The 19,057-nt window shown below is 62.5% G+C and carries 16 protein-coding genes and 1 pseudogene; 13 read left to right on the plus strand and 4 right to left on the minus strand.

All coding sequences use genetic code 11. The annotated features are described in order from the left end of the window. Both CWO89_RS16745 and CWO89_RS16750 read left to right on the plus strand, forming a co-directional pair. Positions 1–699, plus strand: a 699-nt coding sequence (locus CWO89_RS16745) for a GMC family oxidoreductase (RefSeq protein WP_245476337.1), incomplete at its 5' end; no start/stop codon positions are given. Positions 700–767: 68 nt separating this feature from the next. Beyond that, positions 768–1,493 carry a GntR family transcriptional regulator gene (locus CWO89_RS16750; protein WP_130579885.1) on the plus strand — a complete coding sequence of 242 codons (726 nt, stop codon included), beginning with the start codon at positions 768–770 and terminating at the stop codon, positions 1,491–1,493. A gap of 52 nt (positions 1,494–1,545) precedes the next feature. Here the strand turns inward: CWO89_RS16750 and CWO89_RS46965 are convergent. The 4 genes and pseudogenes from CWO89_RS46965 to CWO89_RS16765 all read right to left on the minus strand — a co-directional run. Further along, a pseudogene (locus CWO89_RS46965) lies at positions 1,546–2,127 on the minus strand (FAD-binding oxidoreductase); the annotation flags it as partial. A 15-nt stretch (positions 2,128–2,142) separates the two neighbouring features. Further along, a complete protein-coding gene (locus tag CWO89_RS46970; RefSeq protein WP_207234501.1) occupies positions 2,143–2,982 on the minus strand; it encodes an FAD-binding oxidoreductase in 840 nt (279 codons plus the stop codon). Positions 2,983–3,001: 19 nt separating this feature from the next. After that, positions 3,002–4,243 (minus strand): alpha-hydroxy acid oxidase, encoded by a 1,242-nt coding sequence (locus CWO89_RS16760; protein ID WP_130579886.1) that lies wholly within the window; start codon positions 4,241–4,243, stop codon positions 3,002–3,004. Positions 4,244–4,356: 113 nt separating this feature from the next. Further along, entirely contained in the window at positions 4,357–5,328 is a 972-nt protein-coding gene (locus CWO89_RS16765; RefSeq protein WP_130579887.1) for a LysR family transcriptional regulator, read from the minus strand. 176 nt (positions 5,329–5,504) lie between these two features. Here CWO89_RS16765 and CWO89_RS16770 point away from each other — a divergent pair, with 176 nt between their 5' ends. The 11 genes from CWO89_RS16770 to CWO89_RS16820 all read left to right on the plus strand — a co-directional run bounded on the left by CWO89_RS16770 (position 5,505) and on the right by CWO89_RS16820 (position 19,038). Further along, a complete protein-coding gene (locus CWO89_RS16770; protein WP_130579888.1) occupies positions 5,505–6,125 on the plus strand; it encodes a UbiX family flavin prenyltransferase in 621 nt (206 codons plus the stop codon). Between the two features lie 25 nt (positions 6,126–6,150). Further along, on the plus strand, positions 6,151–7,572 hold the full coding sequence (locus CWO89_RS16775) for a UbiD family decarboxylase (RefSeq protein ID WP_130579889.1): 1,422 nt from the start codon (positions 6,151–6,153) through the stop codon (positions 7,570–7,572). A gap of 79 nt (positions 7,573–7,651) precedes the next feature. Further along, entirely contained in the window at positions 7,652–8,692 is a 1,041-nt protein-coding gene (locus CWO89_RS16780; protein WP_130579890.1) for an ABC transporter substrate-binding protein, read from the plus strand. A 22-nt stretch (positions 8,693–8,714) separates the two neighbouring features. Beyond that, complete coding sequence (locus CWO89_RS16785) at positions 8,715–9,554, plus strand: ABC transporter ATP-binding protein (RefSeq protein WP_130579891.1); 840 nt, start codon at positions 8,715–8,717, stop codon at positions 9,552–9,554. Then, positions 9,551–10,318: an ABC transporter permease gene (locus CWO89_RS16790; RefSeq protein WP_130579892.1), complete on the plus strand. Its 768-nt coding sequence runs from the start codon at positions 9,551–9,553 to the stop codon at positions 10,316–10,318. Before CWO89_RS16785 ends, CWO89_RS16790 begins: the two co-directional genes overlap by 4 nt. A 50-nt stretch (positions 10,319–10,368) precedes the next feature. Continuing rightward, entirely contained in the window at positions 10,369–12,093 is a 1,725-nt protein-coding gene (locus CWO89_RS16795; RefSeq protein WP_130579907.1) for a thiamine pyrophosphate-binding protein, read from the plus strand. Between the two features lie 97 nt (positions 12,094–12,190). Next, positions 12,191–13,033: an AraC family transcriptional regulator gene (locus CWO89_RS16800; protein ID WP_130579893.1), complete on the plus strand. Its 843-nt coding sequence runs from the start codon at positions 12,191–12,193 to the stop codon at positions 13,031–13,033. A gap of 129 nt (positions 13,034–13,162) precedes the next feature. Continuing rightward, on the plus strand, positions 13,163–16,177 hold the full coding sequence (locus CWO89_RS16805) for a xanthine dehydrogenase family protein molybdopterin-binding subunit (RefSeq protein WP_130579894.1): 3,015 nt from the start codon (positions 13,163–13,165) through the stop codon (positions 16,175–16,177). Continuing rightward, positions 16,174–16,986 (plus strand): FAD binding domain-containing protein, encoded by an 813-nt coding sequence (locus tag CWO89_RS16810; protein ID WP_130579895.1) that lies wholly within the window; start codon positions 16,174–16,176, stop codon positions 16,984–16,986. The genes CWO89_RS16805 and CWO89_RS16810 overlap by 4 nt, the downstream gene beginning before the upstream one ends. Beyond that, entirely contained in the window at positions 16,983–17,501 is a 519-nt protein-coding gene (locus tag CWO89_RS16815) for a (2Fe-2S)-binding protein (protein ID WP_130579896.1), read from the plus strand. The genes CWO89_RS16810 and CWO89_RS16815 overlap by 4 nt, the downstream gene beginning before the upstream one ends. Then, positions 17,494–19,038 (plus strand): AMP-binding protein, encoded by a 1,545-nt coding sequence (locus CWO89_RS16820; RefSeq protein WP_130579897.1) that lies wholly within the window; start codon positions 17,494–17,496, stop codon positions 19,036–19,038. The genes CWO89_RS16815 and CWO89_RS16820 overlap by 8 nt, the downstream gene beginning before the upstream one ends. Positions 19,039–19,057 lie beyond the last annotated feature (19 nt).

Consider the following 19,057-nt stretch of genomic DNA (forward strand, 5'->3'; position numbering starts at 1 on the left):
CTGAGACGGCCAATTTCTCTGAATGATGAAGTACGCAATCCCGTGAAGCTCGCCGCCATGGGCGCGCGCTGGGCCCTCAACAAGGGCGGTGCCCTTACCGTCGGTGCGGGGCAAGTTGGGGGAGCTGCATGCACGCAGCACGCGATCGGCGGCCGTCCGGACGTCCAGTTCAACGTTATGCCTCTCTCGGTCGACAAGCCGGGAGAGCCCTTGCATCGCTATTCCGGCTTCACGGCATCGGTCTGGCAGTCTCACGCCAAGTCGCGAGGAACCGTCCAGTGTCGGTCGGCGGATCCGCTCGATCAGCCCCGCATTGTTCCCAACTATTTTGCAGAGACCATCGACCGCAAGACCGTCGTGGCGGGTTTGCAGATGCTGCGGGAAATTTTTGACCAGAAGTCGTTTCGGGGGCTGGTGGAATCGGAGGTTCTTCCGGGGCCGGAGTTCGCGGGCGAAGAGGGGCTCTGGCGGTTCGCGCAGATGCATGGCGGCACGGTGTTCCACTGCGTTGGGACTTGCCGCATGGGCGGAGCGGATGCGGTGGTCGATCCCGAACTGCGCGTAAGAGGAATCGATCGTTTGCGGGTGGCGGACGCTTCGGTGATGCCGGTCGTGACCTCTGCAAATACCAACGCTGCTTCGATCATGATCGGCGAGAAGGGGGCGCACCACATACTTTCCAGGAGCCAGGCTGGATAGTTTGCGGTCTGCTGTTGTTTTTTTGGCTACGCTGGAGGACAATGCAACTATAGCTCTAGGATGCCAAGATGGTGCTTTCCGCGGATACGTACGCCCCTAAATACGCGCAGATTGCAGACATTCTGCGACAGCGGATCGCTCGCAATTATTGGCCTAAGCAGGCTCGCCTTCCGCCAAACGAGGCATTGGCCGAAGAATTCGGCGTGTCGCGAATCACCATTCGCCAGGCGATCGACATCTTGGTCAATGAACATCTTCTCGAGGCAAGGCAGGGCAGCGGCACCTACGTCGCGCAAACTCCGGTGCAGGATCGCTGGCTCCCGGTCGAGACCAGCCTCTCGCAGCTCGTGGAGATGTATAAGGACACCTCGCCAAAGATCATCAATGTATCGGAGCCCTCGAATATCAAGCCGGCGCTGAACGCAAGCGACGGAACGCCGGCTGAGCGCTACGTTCACATGAAGCGCGTGCATTATCGCGAGAAGCAGCCTTACTGCGTCATCTCGATTTTTCTCGATGAGGCAGTTTTTCAGAAGCACCCGACTCGCTTCCGGCGGGAAGTCGTGATTCCAATTTTGGCTTCTATGCGCAGTCCCAAGATAACCCGCGCTCGCCAGACACTTACGATCGGTACAGCCGATCTCGAAGCATCCAAGCTTCTTGAAATTCCGCTTGGTTCTCCGGTCGCGGAGGTGCGGCGTGTCTTCAACACCGCTAGCGATCGCGTCATCTACCTCGGAGAAGTGACCTATCGCGGCGACTTCATTCGCATCGATATGGATCTGAAGCCTTAGGAGTCCTCCTCGGATCGAGCAAAACGCAAAGCCAAACGTCGCTTCGGCAGGCTTACGCGATGACTTTGCCAGGGTTCATGAGATTGTGGGGATCGAAGGCTTGCTTCAGGAGCTTCAGCGCGTTCAGCTCTGCTCGTGATTTGTAGCGGAGCATCTCCGATCGACGGAGTTGGCCCACGCCGTGTTCTGCGCTGATCGAACCGCCGAGATCGGCGACGATGTCGTGCACAATCCGGTTGATTTCGCTCCGACGTTCAATGAACTGACCGGAGCTAATGCCCAGCGGCGGCATCGGATTATAATGAATATTGCCGTCACCGAGATGGCCGAACGCAAATGGACGGATGCCCGGGACTGCGTGCGCCAGGGCAGCGTCGGCACGCTCGATGAACTCAGGCACCTGCGACACCGGGACCGAGACGTCGTGCTTAATGCCGGCACCACCCGCTTTCTGTGCTTCGGCCTGACCTTCGCGAAGGGCCCAGAGACGGAGACGCTTCGCCTCAGAATCCGCGAGCACGCCGTCGATCACCAGGCCTTTTTCCAATGCTTCGGACAGCAATTGCTCGATCGGACTGCGCAGCGTACCCGGTTCGCCATGGCCCGCCGCCTCGATGAGCACGTACCACGGGTGCTCCTCGGCAAACGGTCAGATCGCTTCCGGCAGCGCCACCAAGACCCACTTCATGCATTCGCGCCGCATCAGCTCAAACGCGCTGAGGCTCTCCCCGACGTGGCTGCGGGCGATGTGGAGGAGATCAAGTGCCGCCACCGGCGTTGGGACAGCAACGAAAGCCGTGACGATGTCTCGTGGTCTCGGAAATAGCCGCAGCGTGGCGGCCGTGATGATGCCGAGCGTGCCCTCGGCTCCGATAAAGAGTTGTTTGAGATCATAGCCGGTCGAGTCTTTGCGCAAGCCCCGCAGCCCGCTCCACATGCTGCCGTCGGGAAGAACGACTTCGAGCCCGAGCGTCAGAGCGCGCATATTGCCGTAGCGCAGGACCTGCGTTCCTCCGGCGTTGGTCGAAAGGTTGCCGCCGATCTGGCAGGATCCTTCGGATGCGAGGCTGAGCGGAAACAACCGGTTGACATCAACTGCATGCGTCTGCACCTCTGCGAGCGGCATCCCTGCCTCGACCGTAATGGTGTCGTTCTGCGGGTCGACCGCGCGTAGGGCGCGCATCCGCTCCAGCGAAATGATCACGCTGCGGGGGTCGACTGGCTGAGCACCGCCCGCCAGGCCGGTGTTGCCGCCCTGAGGTACCATCGAAATGCCTGCCTTTCGGCATGCGGTCACGACTGCAGAAACTTGGGCAGTGGAGGAGGGGCGCGCGACATATTGCGCGGGTCCCCGGAACGCGCCGTCGAAAGAAATACAATAGCGCTCGAACTCAGCATTCGGCTCGACCAGGCCTTGGGAGCCCAAGATTGCGCGCAGACGGTCGCCAAGGTCGTTCGTCAGCATGTCTCCCGTCGCGATGATGTGCACAACGCTGTCTCCCCTTCAGTCAGGTAAAGTCAAAGGCGCCGCGGTGGCGGCGCGTGAGTTGCGCGAGCGCGTCGAGCGATGGCGCGCCCAACTTTCCCATCGCGGTCTCCAGCTCTTCCTTCAAGAGTCCAGCGACATAGGCTGCGCCTCCTCCACCGAGTGCGCCGAGCCCGAGAAGGAATGCGCGCCCCGCAAATGTGCCGCTGGCGCCGAGTGCGATAGCGCGCGCGACGTCAAGGCCCGATCGTATGCCGCTGTCGAACAGGACGGTGGCTCTCGTCCCGACTCTTGCAACGATAGCGGGCAGGACGTCGATCGCAGCAGGCGCAGCATCGAACTGGCGACCACCATGATTGGAGACCATGATGCCATCCACTCCCACTGCAAGCGCCTGTTCGGCATCATCGGGATGAATGACACCTTTTACGACCAGCGCGCCTGACCAGGCATCCCGCATCCGCTTCATGACATCCCAGGAGAACGTGCCCTTGATCTGGCTCTGTACAAAGCCGGCGGTTTTCGCCAGCGTCGGCGGCTTTTCGACGTAACGCTCCATGTTGCGAAAGGTCGGCGTGCCCGCTGTGGCGAGCGCAAGCAGCCACGGCGGCGACAGAGCCACGTCCAAGATGGTTCTTGGCGTGGGACGAAATGGGACCACCAGGCCGTTGCGCAGATCACGAGGACGCTTGGAGCGAACCGGTGCATCCAGCGTCGCCGCCAGCACTCGCACGCCAGCTGCGTCCGCCCGCTTGATCAGATCGAAGGTGACGGCGTGGTCGTCGGCGGGCAGTCCGTAGAGCTGAAACCAGGCATAAGGACCCGCAAGCTCGGCGACGTCTTCGATCGTGGCGGTGGCGAGCGTGCCGGCAATATAAGGAATCCTTGCCTTGCCGGCTGCACTTGCGAAAATCCGCGTGGCGCCGGGCCAGATGATGCCGTCGATTCCCACAGGAGAGATGCCGATCGGCGCGGCGCAACGGACGCCGAACAGCTCAACCTCAGTGCTAACGGGACCAGGCTTGCCGTAGCGGGGGACCAACTCCACCGCATCCAGCGCCAGTCGATTGCGCCGCGTGTTCAGATCGTCACCCGTTCCGCCCTCGAGAAAATCGAAGGCGAAGCGCGGGATACGGCGGCGGGCGCGGCGCTCGATGTCATCCAGCGTGGGCAAACGCTGACGCAAGCGAGCCTCGGGGCTTGTTCCGCTGCCGGCACCCCAGGCTTGCGCGCGCGGTGAGGAGCGGCGAAGATCGCCCGTCATGAGAAAGCATCCTTGGTTGCGTGACCGCATCTCTCATAGGACGCGTCTCGTCATCACCGCAAATAATTAGGGATGATGACCGCGATAGCTTCTGATGATTGCCGGCAGGATGGCTACCGCGACTTGGCGCGCCGTATAGCTCGGCGCCTCGCGGTATCTCCGGAAGCCGGCTGCACATAGTTGCTTGCCGATGTTGCGGCCTCGAGCAGGTCGTGGCGAATGATGTCCAGCACGGCTCTGGCGGCGGCGGACACCATTCGGCGCGGATGATGAACCCAGGCGATCGATCGGACGATGCGCGGTTCGGCGAAGCGGTGCGCCCTCACCCTGCCGTCCGCCAGGGACTGTTGAAGTGCAATCGTGGGCAGCACGGTCACGAGATTGGTGGTCGCGATCACGTCGCAAACCGCGGGCAGGGTGTCGAGCTCCAGTCTCGGCTTCAATTCGATGCCGGCTGTGGTGGCATGCTCCTCCAGGATCATGCGCAGGCCGTGCCGTTTCGATGGCATGACCAGGTCGAACTCGGAGAGATGCCCGAAACGCAGGTTCGTCGGTGGCTTGATCGGCGCATCCTTTCGACAGGCGAACACCATCTCTTCGTCCATCACATGGTGCGTGGCGAGCGAAACGCGCCGGCGTGGCACGTTGATCAGCGCAAAGTCGAGTTGCCCGGAATTCACCCAGTCGGTCAAGGTTTCCGTGTATCCCTCGCAGGCCGAGAGCGTGATTTCCGGATAGAGATGAGCAACGGTTGCGGACGAACTCGCCATCGTGCTCTGCGCCACCGAAGTAATCAGTCCGACCGACACCCGGCCGGAAATACGGCCGTTGAGCCGCGCCATTTCCTGCTTGGCATATTCGACGTCGCGCACGATAGGAAACACGAGCCGCGAGAACGCTTCGCCGGCGACCGTCAGCGTCATTCCGTTGATGCTCCGCTCGAACAGCTTTTGGCCAAGCTCGGCCTCAAGTTTGGCGATCTGCATGCTGAGTGCCGGCTGTACGATGTTGAGCTGGCGGGCTGCGCGGGTCACGTTCCTCTCTTCCGCCAGGCAAAGGAAGTATTGCATCTGCCTGAGTTCCATTGGTGTTTCCTTCCTGTCCGCGCCGGTGTTGCCGGTTGCCGTTAGGCATCATTTTGGATGATCGAGTTAATCATCAATCATTATTTCGCGCCGCCCAGGCAAACAACATTCATTTCGATGGCCGCGACGCCTGGCGTCACTTGCGTCGCGGCACCAGGGAGCAGAAGCGAAGCATCATGCAGGATCGGACGCCCTCACGGCTGATTATCGGCATTTCCGGTGCCTCCGGCGTCGTCTACGGCGTGCGCTTGCTGCAATTGCTCCGCAACGCCGGTATCGAAACGCACCTGGTGATGTCGAAGGCGGCGGAACAGACCTTCGCCTATGAAACCGACCTGAAGATTGCCGAGGTGAGGGCGCTCGCCAATTTTAGTCACCCCATCGATGATATGGCAGCCTCGATCTCCAGCGGCTCGTTTCGCACGGCAGGCATGATCGTCGCGCCGTGTTCGATGCGATCAATGTCGGAGATTGCGTCGGGCGTCACCACGACGCTCCTGACCAGGGCCGCCGACGTCGTGCTCAAGGAGCGTCGCCGGCTGGTGTTGATGGTGCGCGAGACGCCGCTGCACACCGGCCACCTACGCACCATGACCGCGCTTTCAGAGATGGGAGCGATCATCGCGCCGCCGGTGCCGGCGTTCTATGCCAAGCCCGACAGCCTGGACGACATGGTCGAGCATACGGTCGGGCGTGTGCTCGACCTGTTCGACATCGACATCGGCGTGGTGCGCCGCTGGGGCGAGGATGAGGCATTGAAGCGTCGTTCGCCACGAAAAATTGCTCCCTATGCTTGAAGAAGACCACGGAAAGGATCGCAACATGCGGACCGAGAACCTGGCCAGAACCGCTGCGGCGGAGGCGCCGAGTGATTTGCGCGCGTGGCTCGCTCACCTCGCCAAGCGCGGCAAGCTCGCCGTCGCCCGCGAGGGAGTAGGGCTGGTCGATGAGCTTGCTGCCGTGTCGAAGCGGCTTGAGCGCGACCGCGCCGTCTTGTTTCCAAAACCCGGCGGACACGACATCCCGGTGGTCGCCAATCTGTTCGCGGGCCGTGACTGGGTGGCCGATTCCATCGGTGTCAGCGAGGAGCAGTTGTTGACGCATTTCCTTGCGGCGGCGCGTGCGCCGCTTCCGAGCCTGGAAGTGACAAGCGGGCCGGTGCAGGAGGTCGTCCATAACGAGGTCGACCTGATCCGGCAGTTGCCGATCCCGAAACACAACGAGCGCGATAGCGGCCCCTATATCACGGCGGGACTGTTGATCGCGCGCAATCCGCGCAACGGCATTCAGAACGTGTCGATTCATCGCTGCCAGATCAGCGGTCCGAACCGCATCGGCATTCTGCTGTTGCCCCGGCATACACTTTCCTACTTCCGCACGGCCGAGGAAGCAGGCGAGGCGCTGGAGATCGCCATCGTCATCGGGGTTCATCCGGCCTTGATTCTGGCATCGCAGGCGATTGCTGCGCTGGACGAGGACGAGATGGGGATTGCCGGGGCGCTGCTCGGTCGTCCCGTCGACGTTGTGAAGTGCAAGACCAACTCCGTCCGGGTTCCCGCCCACGCCGAGATCGTGATCGAAGGTCGAATTCTCCCCGGGGTTCGTGAGCCGGAAGGGCCATTCGGCGAATTTCCCCAATACTACGGACCGCGCGCCGATCGCGAAGTGATCGAGGTCGATCTGGTCACTCACCGCGCCGAGCCGATCTACCATACCATCGTCGGCGGTGGCTACGAGCATCTCGTTCTCGGCGGCGTGCCGCGCGAGGCGACGCTGCTGCAGCATCTGCGGCGCAGTTTTCCGAACGTGCTCGATGTACGCCTTACCCGCGGCGGCACCTGTCGTTATCACCTTGCCGTCAAGATCGACAAGATCACCGACGGCGAGCCGAAGAACATCATCATGTCTGCCTTCGGCGCCCACTATGACATCAAGCAGGTCGTCGTCGTCGACAGGGACGTCAACATCGGTGATCCCGAGGAGATCGAGTGGGCGGTGGCGACACGTTTCCAGGCCGACCGCGATCTTCTGGTGGTTTCCGGTGCGCTCGGCTCCAAGCTCGATCCAACCACGAGCAACGGGATCAGCGCCAAGATGGGGTTCGACGCGACGGTGCCGGTCGGCGCGCCCGAGTTCGATTTCAAGCGGATCCATGTCAAGGGCGAGGAGGAGGTCAACCTCGCCGAGGTCCTGCAAAAGGATCCCAATGCCGCGCTCTCCCGCGTTCTTGCACGGGCGCGATAGGCAAGAGGTTGATCCGAGCACATTGACAACGAAGCGTCCGCAGAACGGACGGTAGCAGATAAACATTGGGAGGTGGTGGATGTTCTCTAGGATAATTCGCGCGAGCTTGGTTGTCGTTTCGGTCGCGGCATCGGGCATGATGCCGGCGCGGGCAGAAAAAACCGACGAGGTCAAGGTCGCGATCAACAACGTGGTCAGCGATGTTGTCTTTCATCTTGCCGCGGAACGTGGGTTTTTTGCCAAACAGAATCTCAACGTCACGCTGATCAGCTTCGATTCCGGACCGAAGATGATTGCGCCGCTGGGCGCAGGGCAGATCGACGTTGGCGCAGGAGCGTCTTCCGCAGGGCTCTACAATGCGGTGGCGCGCGGCATCAATGTGAAGGTCGTTGCCGATAAGGGCTCCACGCCGCGCTCTTACGACTACATGCCGCTGCTCGTCCGCAAGGCGCTGGTCGACAACGGCAGCGTCAAGACTGTTGCGGACCTGAAGGGAATGAAATTCGGCGAGGTTGGTCCGGGTGCAGCGACCAACGCAAAGCTCAGCCACATCCTGGGCAGCGCAGGGCTCGCTTACAAGGACGTAACGCACAACTATATCAACTATCCCCAGCAGATCGCAGCCTTCACCACCGGTGCAATCGATGCGGCGATCACGACGGAGCCGTCGGTCACGCAGGCCATCAATAGCGGCGTCGCCGTGAAATTCGTCGCCGATGGCTATCCGGATCAGCAGGTTGCCGTGCTGCTCTATGGCGGTGACTTCATCGCCAAGCGTCCGGCCGTCGCCGAGCGCTTCATGATTGCCTACCTCAAGGCGGCGCGCGTCTATAACGATGCCACCGCTGGCGGAAAATTCACGGGCAAGGGCGCGGACAAGGTGATCCAGACCATTATGAAGAGCACGGGTCTCAAGGATCCCGACCTGTTTCAGAAGATGGTGCCAAATGGCATCGATCCCGACGGCAAGGTCAATGTGAAGAGCATGGCCGATGATCTGAAGTTCTTTGCCGACAACGGCTATCTTGAGCGGCCTGCCAAAGTGGAAGACGTCGTGGATTCCTCATTCGCCGAGAAGGCGGTGCAGAAGCTTGGCTCCTACAAGCCGGTCGAGAACTAACGGCAAATCGCAGGGATACGTCATGGCTATTGCGAGCACGTTAAGTAGACAAGGCCGGCCGGAGCTGGTGTCGTCGACACCACAGCTTTCGCTGTCTGGTGTCAGCAAGTATTTCGGAACGTCGGGCTTCGTTGCCCTCGACGGCATCACTATGGATATTCCGCAGGGGCAGTTCTTCGTGATCGTTGGCCCGAGCGGCTGTGGCAAGACCACATTGCTGCGTATCCTGGCCGGGCTCGATACTCAGAGCTCAGGCACGGTCGCCGTCAACAGGACGGATGAGAAACGCCCGGTCAACTCCATGATCTTCCAGGGCGACTCGCTGTTCCCCTGGATGACGGTATTCGACAACGCCGCCTACGGTCTGCGCATGCGGCGCGTCCCTGAGGCGCAGGTGTCTGACACGGTCCACACGTGGCTCGAGCGGATCGGCCTGTGGCGGTTTCGCGACCGCTATCCCAATCAGCTATCCGGCGGCATGCGCCAACGTGTGTCGATCGTGCGAGCTTTCGCCAATGACCCGGAAATCCTGTTCATGGACGAACCGTTCTCGGCGCTGGACGAGCAGAACAAGCTCCTGCTCCATGAGGAGCTGCTGCGGATCTGGGAAGCGACCAAGAAGACGGTCGTGTTCATCACCCACAGCGTGGACGAAGCGGTCACGCTTGGTGACCGCATCATGATCATGACTGCCAATCCTGGGCGCGCCAAGGCCGTGCTCGAGGTGCCGTTCCCGCGTCCGCGGAATGTGCTGGAGCTCCGGCAAAAGCCTTCTTATGGCGATCTCGTCTTCCACATCTGGGAACAATTGCGCGAGGAGGTGCAGCGCGCACGTCAGAACGCGGAAGGAGAGAAGGTATGAGCGCCGAGGTCAAAGGCCGTGACAGGGTAGTCGGTGTCGTCACGCCCATCGTGCTGTTGGGTCTCTGGGAGCTCGCGGCCCAATTTGGGCTTCTCGATGCGCGCTTCTTTCCGCCGCCATCGGCCATCGTTCATCAGTTTGCCACGTTGGTCGCTTCCGGTGAGCTTGGCGCCAATGTCATCGCAAGTCTCAAGCGCCTCGCGCTCGGCATGCTGCTCGGCGGCGTGCCCGCGTTGTTCCTTGGTCTTGCCATGGGCATATCGCGGCCGCTGCGTGCGGCGATCGATCCTTTGATCTCCGCCACCTATCCGATCCCGAAGAGCGCCATTCTCCCGCTGGTGCTCTTGATCTTCGGTCTCGGCGAAATGTCGAAGGTGGTCATGGTCGCGCTGGGCGCGTTCTACCCGATCATCATCAATACGGTGGTCGGCGTCGCCAACATCGACAAGATCTATCTCGACGTCGGACACAATTACCGGGCCAGTCGGTGGCAGGTGTTTCGAACCATCGCCTTGCCCGGAGCGTTGCCTTCGATCATGGCCGGTGTCAAATTGGCGGTCGGAATGGGCCTGATCCTGATCGCGATTTCCGAGATGGTCGCCGCCAATGACGGCATCGGCTACATGATCTGGAATGCCTGGCAGGTGCTGACCGTCGACACGATGTATGTCGGGCTTCTCGTGATCGCGGTGCTCGGATTCCTGTTCTCGATCGTGCTCGATGAGATCGAACATCGCCTCATTCCCTGGAAGCGTAGGGCATGATCGATGGCCAGCTCTCTGTCATCAAGCAATCGTCGGGTGAGCAACGATCGATGTTGACGACCTCAGGCCCGCGCAGCGGTGGCGAAATCCTCATCGATACGCTGAAGATCCACGGCGTCGACACGGTATTCTGCCTGCCGGGGGAAAGCTTTCTCGCCGCAATCGATGCGCTGGCCGGGGCCGGCAACCCGATCCGGACCATCGTGACGCGTCATGAGGCTGGCGCGGCCCACATGGCCGAGGCCTATGGAAAGCTGACCGGCCAGCCCGGCATCTGCTTCGTAACAAGAGGACCCGGCGCAAGCCACGCCGCGATCGGCGTTCATACGGCCGCGCAGGATTCGACGCCGATGATCCTGTTCATCGGGCAGGTTGCCCGCGGCATGCTGGGACGCGAGGCATGGCAGGAAGTCGATTTCCGTCAGATGTTCGGCGGCATGGCGAAGTGGGTCGTGGAGATAGACCGCGCCGAGCGCATCCCGGAATTGGTCAGCCGCGCCTTTCATGTCGCGGTCTCGGGACGCCCGGGGCCGGTCGTGGTCTCGCTGCCGGAGGATATGCTGGCCGAGGAGGTCGTGGCTGCGGATGCGAGGCCGTTTCGGCGGGCTGCGGCGCATCCGAGCGCTGATCAGCTCTCGCGCCTTGTTGAGATGATAGCGGACGCCGAGCGGCCGGTTGTCATCGTCGGTGGTGGCGGGTGGAATGCGCGAGCTTGCGAGGACCTCAAGACATTCATCGAGATCTTCGATCTGCCTGTTGTTGCTGGCTTCCGCCGGCAGGATATTTTGGATAACCGCCATCCAAACTACATCGGCCATGCCGGGCTTGGTCCAAGTGCGGCATTGGTCCGGCGCATTCGCAGCGCTGATCTCATCATCGCGATCGGCGGACGTCTCGGCGAGACGACGACGTCCGGATACACCTTGTTCGAAGTGCCCCGGCCATCGCAGCGCTTCGTTCACGTGCATACCGATCCGAACGAGCTGGGCCGTGTCTATCAAGCTGATCTCCTGGTCAACGCGGGCATGCCGGAGTTTGCCGCGGCCGTCGCGCGACTGCGGCCGCCCGGCGGATCGCAGGCAAACAGGGGCGGGCTGCGGAAGGCCTGGGTTGCGGCAGGCCGTGCCGAATTCATCTCCGACCAGACGCCGGGATCAATGCCGGGCCCGGTTGATCTGGGCGCAGTGATGCTGCACTTGCGCGAGGTGCTCCCGGCGGACGCGATCATCTCGAATGGTGCCGGCAACTATGCCATCTGGGTGCACAAATTTCATCGCTACGGCGGCTTCAGGACCCAGCTTGCGCCGACGTCTGGATCGATGGGTTATGGCCTGCCGGCGGCGATTGCCGCCAAGCTGGCTCATCCCGAACGCACCGCTCTCTGCTTTGCGGGCGACGGCTGCTTTCTGATGAGCGCGAACGAGCTCGCTACGGCGGCGCAGTATGGGCTCGGCGTCATCGCGATTGTCGTCAACAATGGCATGTACGGCTCGATCCGCATGCACCAGGAGAAGGAATATCCCGGACGGGTGCATGCAACGGCGCTGGATAATCCGGATTTCGTCGCGCTCGCGCGGGCCTTTGGCGGTTATGGTGAGCTGGTCCTCAAGACCAATGACTTTGCCGCGGCGTTTGCGCGGGCCAGGGCCTTCGCCGATGAAAAACGTAAGCCCGCCATATTGGAGCTCAGGATCGATCCCGAAGCGATCACGCCCACCGCAACGCTCACGCAATTGCGCGAGCGCGCGCTGGCCGCACGAGATGCTGCTCTGTAACGACGATGGCTTGCCGTGGGTGCCTCTCGCATTGACAGATCATCCGGCCTATGCTGACGGGAAACGAAGCAACAACTACGTCTGAAGGGAGGCCTGGATGTCGACAGCTCTGCGCATTGCTTATGGCGCCTTCGGAAGGGTCGCGCTACTGGATATGGATCGTTCGCTGGTGCGTCACGCGCATCCGCATTGCCATGTCCTGCTGAAGGTCGAAGGCGCCGATACACAGTTCCTGGTGGGAGATCGGGTTTATCCGCTGACGGACACCGGCGCTGTGCTCGTCGACGGCTGGAAGCCGCACGCCTACGTTCACGATCCCGCGCGGCCGCGGGCCCTTATTCTGGCGCTTTATATCGAACCTCAATGGTTGAAGGAGTTTCGGCCCGGCTGGGCCGCAAGCGGCGCGCCAGGTTTCTTCGATCAGCCTTCTGGTGAGGTTTCGCCGCGGATCCGCCAGCTTACGATGCAGCTTGCCACCGAGATGATGGCGCACCCGGGTTGCGTGCGCGACCATGAGCAGACCCTCTCGGACCTGATGATCGCGGTGATCGAGCGCTTTACGCCGTGGCGCAGCTTTCCCAATTCAATCCGCGGCATGAATGCGATGACCTGCGACTGGCGAATCCGGCGCGCTACGGAAGTCATTCGCGCGCAGGAGGGATCCCGCGCCAATGTCGATCAGTTCGCGAAGGGAGCAGGGCTGTCACGCGCACAATTCTTCCGCCTGTTTGAATCGTCGCTCGGGGTTTCGCCGAAGATCTATCTGAACGTGGTGCGCATGGAGCGGGCGCTCGAGGCCGTGATCCACCAGGACACGTCGGTCACCGATCTCAGTGAGCGCTTCGGCTTTCCGGAGCCTGCGCATTTTACCCGCTTCTTTCGCGATCATGCCGGCGTCAGTCCGCGCGAATTTCGCAACGTCTCGCGCCTTGCAAGTTGATATTGCGGTGCACACTTTCAAATGAGACGATTTGGTAGGTCGTGAGATCGGGCGGTATGGCCCGCATGGCTGACATTCTGACAACTACTCCACGCCGCGTCGGAGAGCGCAGTGGAGAGGAGCGTCGGAATGGCGGAGGCCGCGGTTCAATCCGCATCATCTGTCGATCAGAACACGGCTGAAGACCGGCCTTGGGTCGGCCGTTCGATCGAACGCGTCGAGGATGCCGCACTGCTCACCGGCCGCGGGCGCTTCATCGACGATCTCGGCACGCCGCCGGGCACGCTGCATGCTGCCATCCTGCGCTCCCCACATGCCCATGCCGATATTGTCTCTGTTGACGCCGAGGCGGCGCGGCATGCGCCGGGCGTCGCCGCTGTCCTCACCGGCGAGCAGGTCAAGGCGCTGACGTCGAGCCTCGTCGTTGGCGTGAAGGCGCCGGTGGAATGCTGGCCGATCGCGATCGAGCGGGTTCGCTATGTCGGCGAGCCCGTCGCCGTGGTCATCGCGAGCGATCGCGCCCGAGCGGAAGATGCGATCGAACTGATCAATGTCGAGTACCAGCCGCGCGCTGCGGTGGTCGATCCGTTGGCGGCGCTCGCAGCCGATGCGCCTGTCCTGCACGATGGCTTTCCCGGCAATCTTGCCAGCGATCGCAGTTTTTCCTACGGCAATCCCGAGCAGGCGTTTGCCGAAGCAACGCATCGCTTTTCAATCGACATCCGCTATCCGCGCAACTCCTGCACGCCGATCGAAACCTATGGTGTCATTGCCACCTATGATGCGGCTGAGAATGCCTTTGACATCCTCGCCAATTTCCAGGGCCCTTTCAGCATTCACACCGTGATTTCGCGTGCGCTGAAGGTACCGGGCAATCGGCTGCGGCTGCGCACCCCGCCGGATTCCGGCGGCAGCTTCGGTGTCAAGCAGGGCATCTTTCCCTACATCGTCTTGATCAGCGCGGCCTCTCGCGCCGTCGGGCGCCCCGTGAAGTGGATCGAGGATCGGCTGGAGCATCTGACGGCCTCGGTCTCGGCGACCAACCGCGCCACGACGCTTTCAGTTGCGGTCACCGCTGATGGCAAGATCCTCGCGCTCGATTGGGACCAGGTCGAGGATTGCGGCGCCCATCTGCGCGCGCCCGAGCCCGCAACGCTCTACCGCATGCACGGCAATCTCACCGGCGCCTACGATATCCGCCATGTGAGAGTGCGCAACCGCGTCGTCGTCACCAACAAGACGCCGACCGGCCTCAACCGAGGCTTTGGCGGACCGCAAGTCTACTTCGCGCTCGAGCGCCTGGTGCAGCGGATCGCGATCGGGCTGCGCCTTGATCCGCTCGATGTCATCAAGCGCAATCTCGTTCCGGCCGACGCCTTCCCTTATCGCACAGCGACCGGCGCGCTGCTGGACTCCGGCAACTATCAGGAGGCGATCGCCAGGGCTGTCGAGCACGGACAACTCGCAGAACTGAGGACGCGACGCGATGAGGCGCGAGCGCAAGGCCGCCTTTATGGCATCGGCTTTACGGCGGTCGTTGAGCCCAGCGTCTCCAACATGGGTTACATCACGACCGTGCTTACGGCGGCGGAACGTCGCAAGGCCGGGCCGAAGAATGGCGCGCAGGCAACCGCAACGGTCGCGCTTGATCCCGTCGGGGGCGTCACGGTCCATGTCGCCTCCGTGCCGCAGGGGCAGGGCCATCGCACGGTGCTGTCGCAGGTGGTGGCCGACGTGTTCGGCCTCAAGCCGCAGGACGTTCGCGTCAACACCGAAATCGATACCGCTAAGGATGCCTGGTCGATCGCCTCCGGAAACTATGCGAGCCGGTTTGCCGCCGCTGTGGCCGGCACCGCCAAGCTGGCGGCTGAGCGGATCGCGGCCCGTCTTGCGCGCGTCGCCGCGAGCCAACTGAATGTTGAGTCGGCAGATATCGTGTTCGCGGGCGGCTTCGTCGCGTCGAAGCACAATCTGGAGAACCGCGTTGCTTTTTCCAGAGTCGCGGCGCTCTGCCATTGGTCGCCGGGCTCATTGCCTGATGATGCCGGCCAGACCATCCGCGAAACCGTGTTCTGGACGCCGCCGGAGCTGACCCCGCCGGACGATCAGGATCGCATCAATTCCTCGCTCTGCCACGGCTTCATCTTCGATTTCTGCGGCGTCGAGATCGACCGCACGACGTTTGAGACCCGTATCGATCGCTACGTGACCATGCACGATTGCGGCACCATCCTGCATCCGGGCATGGTGGACGGGCAGATCCGCGGCGGCTTCACGCAAGCGTTGGGGGCGGCGCTCTGTGAAGAATATGCCTATGCCGCTGACGGCAGCTTTCTGACCGGAACGTTGGCCGACTATCTGCTGCCGACGACGACCGAAGTCCCTGAGCCACAGATCATCCATATGGAGACGCCGTCGCCTTTCACCCCGCTCGGGGCCAAGGGCGTCGGTGAAGGCAATTGCATGTCAACGCCGGTCTGCATCGCCAATGCCGTCGCCGATGCGCTGGGCCTTGCCGACGTCACGCTGCCGCTGGTGCCAGCGAAGCTCGCCGATTTGGTGCGTGGTCCGGAGCCCGAACCGCCGACGGGACAATCGAGGGCGGCGCTCACACGCGAAGGAGACCGCCGGCTGCGCGGCGAGGGCAGTGCGTCCGTCAACGGGGCGCCGGAGCAGGTGTGGACGATGCTGCTCGATCCCCAGACATTGCAGGCTGTCATCCCCGGATGCGAGCAGGTCCACAAGGTCTCCGACACGCATTTCCGCGCCGACGTGACGCTCGGTATCGGGCCGGTCAGCGGACGCTATCGCGCCGATGTACAATTGTTTGATCTCGATCCGCCGCATGCGGTGACGTTGCGCGGGAAAGCCGAGGGGGCGCTCGGCTTCGGTCACGCCGAGGGACGGATCACGCTCGAGCCCGACGACAGAGGCGGTACACGGCTGCGCTACAGCTATGACGCAGCGATCGGCGGTAAGGTGGCCAGCATCGGCGGCCGCTTGCTCGACGGCGCGACGCGCGTGATCATCGGACAATTTTTTGCGGCACTAGCGCGCCACGCCGGCGGTGGAGCGCCTGCAAGCGGCTTCTCGATGTTTGCCCTGCTCAGCAAGCTCGCAAGCCTGTTTGGAGGGCGACGATGAAACCAGCCGCCTTCGACTATGTCCGCGCCGAATCCGTCAACGAAGTCCTTGAGGGACTTTCCAAAGAGGGCGGCAATGCCCGCGTATTGGCCGGTGGCCAATCGCTGATGGCAATGCTCAATATGCGCCTCGCCAAGCCAAGACTCCTGATCGACATCATGCGGCTGAAGGAGCTCAACCGCATCGAAGAGCAGGCGGGAGTGGTGACGATCGGCGCCGGCGTGCGCCAGGCCGCCTTGCTCGCATGGCCGGAGCTGGCGCGGACTTTGCCCCTGCTTGCGCTGGCGTTGCCCTGGGTCGGTCACGTCCAGACGCGCAGTCGCGGCACTATTTGCGGTTCGCTTGCACACGCCGACCCGAGCGCCGAGATGCCGCTCGCGCTGATCGCCCTCGGCGGCGAGGTGCATCTGCGCAATGCGCGGCGGCGCCGACGGGTTGCAGCAAGCGAGTTCTTTCTTGGCATGATGGCGACCGCCCGCGCCGAGGACGAGTTGATCGAAGCCGTATCGTTTCCAAGTCCGGGCGGCGGATGCGCATTTCGCGAAGTCGCCCGCCGTCATGGTGATTTCGCCATAGTGGCCTGTGCGGCGGTTGCAACTCCGAAGGGGGTCCGCTTAGCGGTCGGCGGCGTCGCCGATGTCCCGATGGCGCGGGACTGGCCGCGCCTGGACCGAAGCGCGCTCGATGACGCGCTGAACGGCTTTGCCTACGAGCTCAACGCGCGGGACGACGTGCACGCGACCGCGCGCTATCGGCGCGATCTGGTGCGGATCATCGGTCGCGATCTGGTGCGCGAGGTGCTGCAATGACCCGTCTCAGCGCCGATGGCCGTCATCCGGTTCGCTTCAAGCTGAACGGCAGGCCGGTTGAAGCCGAAGCCGAGCCGCGCATGCTACTGTCCGACTTCCTGCGCCAGCAGATCGGCGCAACCGGAACCCATGTCGGCTGCGAGCACGGGGTTTGCGGCGCCTGCACCGTCATTGTCGACGGCATGCTCACGCGCTCCTGCCTGACGCTGGCGGCACAGGTGGATGGCTGCGAGATCCAGACGGTCGAGGGGCTTGCTCCGTCGCCCGACCGGCTCGGCATCCTGCAACAAGCGTTTCGCCGCAACCACGCCCTGCAATGCGGCTTCTGCACCGCCGGCATCCTGATGTCGCTCGACCATTACCTGCGCCGGCATCCGGCGCCAAGCGAAGCCGATATCCGCGATCTCCTGAGCGGCCATCTCTGCCGCTGCACCGGCTACACCCCGATCGTAAAGGCGGCGCTGGAAGCAGCCGCCGAGCTTGCCACCACCACCCAAGAGAAGTCAGATGCTTGATCTCGGCAGCAGTTTTATTGCAAGCGTCGCGCGTGATCCCGATGCGCTTGCAATCGTCGATGGCGAGCTTCGCCTTACCTATCGGCAGTGGTATGGCAAGATCTCGGCGCTCGTAGCATCGTTCGACCGCATCGGGCTGAAACCCGGCGATCACGTCGTCACCGTGCTGCAGAACCGCTGGGAGGCCGCGACCCTGCACTGGGCTTGTCAGCTTGCAGGACTCGTAATCACGCCGATCAACTGGCGCGCCAAAGCCGACGAACTCGACTTTTGCATCGAAAATGCCGAAGCCTGCGCTGTCTTCTATCAGGATGTCTCCGCCGACGCTGTGAGAAATTCCACGCGCGCGGCCGGCTTGCAACGCATCGCGGTCGGTATGAATGCCGACGGAGATCTGGCTTTCGCGGAGATGGTGGAAAGCAGCGCCCCGGATGCCGAGCCTCGGGTCGGCGCCGATGCATGGTCGATCATGCTCTACACGTCGGGCACGACATCGAAACCAAAGGGCGTGCCGCGCCGCCATCGCGCCGAGCGCGCGGCTGCGGTCGCGCATGTCGCGCAAAATCTCTATGGCCGCAACGAGCGTACGCTCGGCGTGATGCCGCTCTATCACACCATGGGTGTGCGCTCTCTGCTCGCGATGTCGCTGATCGGCGGCACGTTCATCTGCCTGCCACGCTACGACAGCCGCCAGGCGCTGGCCCTGATCGAGAGCGAACAGATCACCAATCTCTATCTGGTGCCGACCCTTTATCACGACCTCGTTCACCACGAGGCGTTCCCGGCGATAGACATATCGACCGTGCGAAAGCTCGGCTTTGCCGGCGCCTCGATGACGGACGGTCTGCTCAAGAAGTTGAGCGAACTGTTCAAGCCGGACCTGTTCGTCAATCATTACGGCAGCTCCGAGATCTACACGTTCACCATCGATCAGAACGCACCGGCCAAGCCCGGCTCGGCCGGCAAGGCCGGCATCAACCAGCATATCAAGGTGGTGCGGATCAATGCCCGCTCGGCCGTCGAACTTGCCGCACCGGGCGAAGAGGGCGAGATCATCGCCTTGCTCGCCGGCGACGAGGCATTCGAGGGCTATTGGCGGCGGCCGGAGGCCGACGCCAAGGCGCTGCGCGAGGGCTGGTATTTTACCGGAGACACCGGGTTCGTCGATTCCGATGGTGACCTGTTCGTCACGGGCCGTGTCGACGACATGATCATCACCGGCGGCGAGAACGTCTCGCCGGTGGAGATCGAAAGCTGCCTCTCGCTGCATCCGGCGGTCTCCGAAGTGGCGGTGGTCGGTCTCGCCGACGAGAAGTGGGGCAAGATCGTCGCCGCCTTCGTCAGGCGCAACCGACCAGTGTCCGAGGCGGAGCTCGAGCAGTTTTGCCGCACCTCAGGTCTTGCCAATTTCAAGCGTCCGCGGCGCTACGTGTTTGTTGACGCCATTCCAAAATCGCCGGTCGGCAAGCTGCTGCGGCGTCTGCTCGTAGCCGGAGAATATGAAGCCGAGCGCCTGCCGCCCTCGGATGCAGCCTGATCACACGACACCAACGAAA

The organism is Bradyrhizobium sp. Leo170 (assembly GCF_004296405.1).
Classification (GTDB): domain Bacteria; phylum Pseudomonadota; class Alphaproteobacteria; order Rhizobiales; family Xanthobacteraceae; genus Bradyrhizobium.

Coding starts and splice junctions, on each gene's coding strand:
- CWO89_RS16750 (WP_130579885.1), top strand. CDS start 768: ATGGTGCTTTCCGCGGATACGTACGCCCCTAAATACGCGCAGATTGCA.
- CWO89_RS16760 (WP_130579886.1), bottom strand. CDS start 4,243: ATGACGGGCGATCTTCGCCGCTCCTCACCGCGCGCGCAAGCCTGGGGT.
- CWO89_RS16765 (WP_130579887.1), bottom strand. CDS start 5,328: ATGGAACTCAGGCAGATGCAATACTTCCTTTGCCTGGCGGAAGAGAGG.
- CWO89_RS16770 (WP_130579888.1), top strand. CDS start 5,505: ATGCAGGATCGGACGCCCTCACGGCTGATTATCGGCATTTCCGGTGCC.
- CWO89_RS16775 (WP_130579889.1), top strand. CDS start 6,151: ATGCGGACCGAGAACCTGGCCAGAACCGCTGCGGCGGAGGCGCCGAGT.
- CWO89_RS16780 (WP_130579890.1), top strand. CDS start 7,652: ATGTTCTCTAGGATAATTCGCGCGAGCTTGGTTGTCGTTTCGGTCGCG.
- CWO89_RS16785 (WP_130579891.1), top strand. CDS start 8,715: ATGGCTATTGCGAGCACGTTAAGTAGACAAGGCCGGCCGGAGCTGGTG.
- CWO89_RS16790 (WP_130579892.1), top strand. CDS start 9,551: ATGAGCGCCGAGGTCAAAGGCCGTGACAGGGTAGTCGGTGTCGTCACG.
- CWO89_RS16795 (WP_130579907.1), top strand. CDS start 10,369: ATGTTGACGACCTCAGGCCCGCGCAGCGGTGGCGAAATCCTCATCGAT.
- CWO89_RS16800 (WP_130579893.1), top strand. CDS start 12,191: ATGTCGACAGCTCTGCGCATTGCTTATGGCGCCTTCGGAAGGGTCGCG.
- CWO89_RS16805 (WP_130579894.1), top strand. CDS start 13,163: ATGGCGGAGGCCGCGGTTCAATCCGCATCATCTGTCGATCAGAACACG.
- CWO89_RS16810 (WP_130579895.1), top strand. CDS start 16,174: ATGAAACCAGCCGCCTTCGACTATGTCCGCGCCGAATCCGTCAACGAA.
- CWO89_RS16815 (WP_130579896.1), top strand. CDS start 16,983: ATGACCCGTCTCAGCGCCGATGGCCGTCATCCGGTTCGCTTCAAGCTG.
- CWO89_RS16820 (WP_130579897.1), top strand. CDS start 17,494: ATGCTTGATCTCGGCAGCAGTTTTATTGCAAGCGTCGCGCGTGATCCC.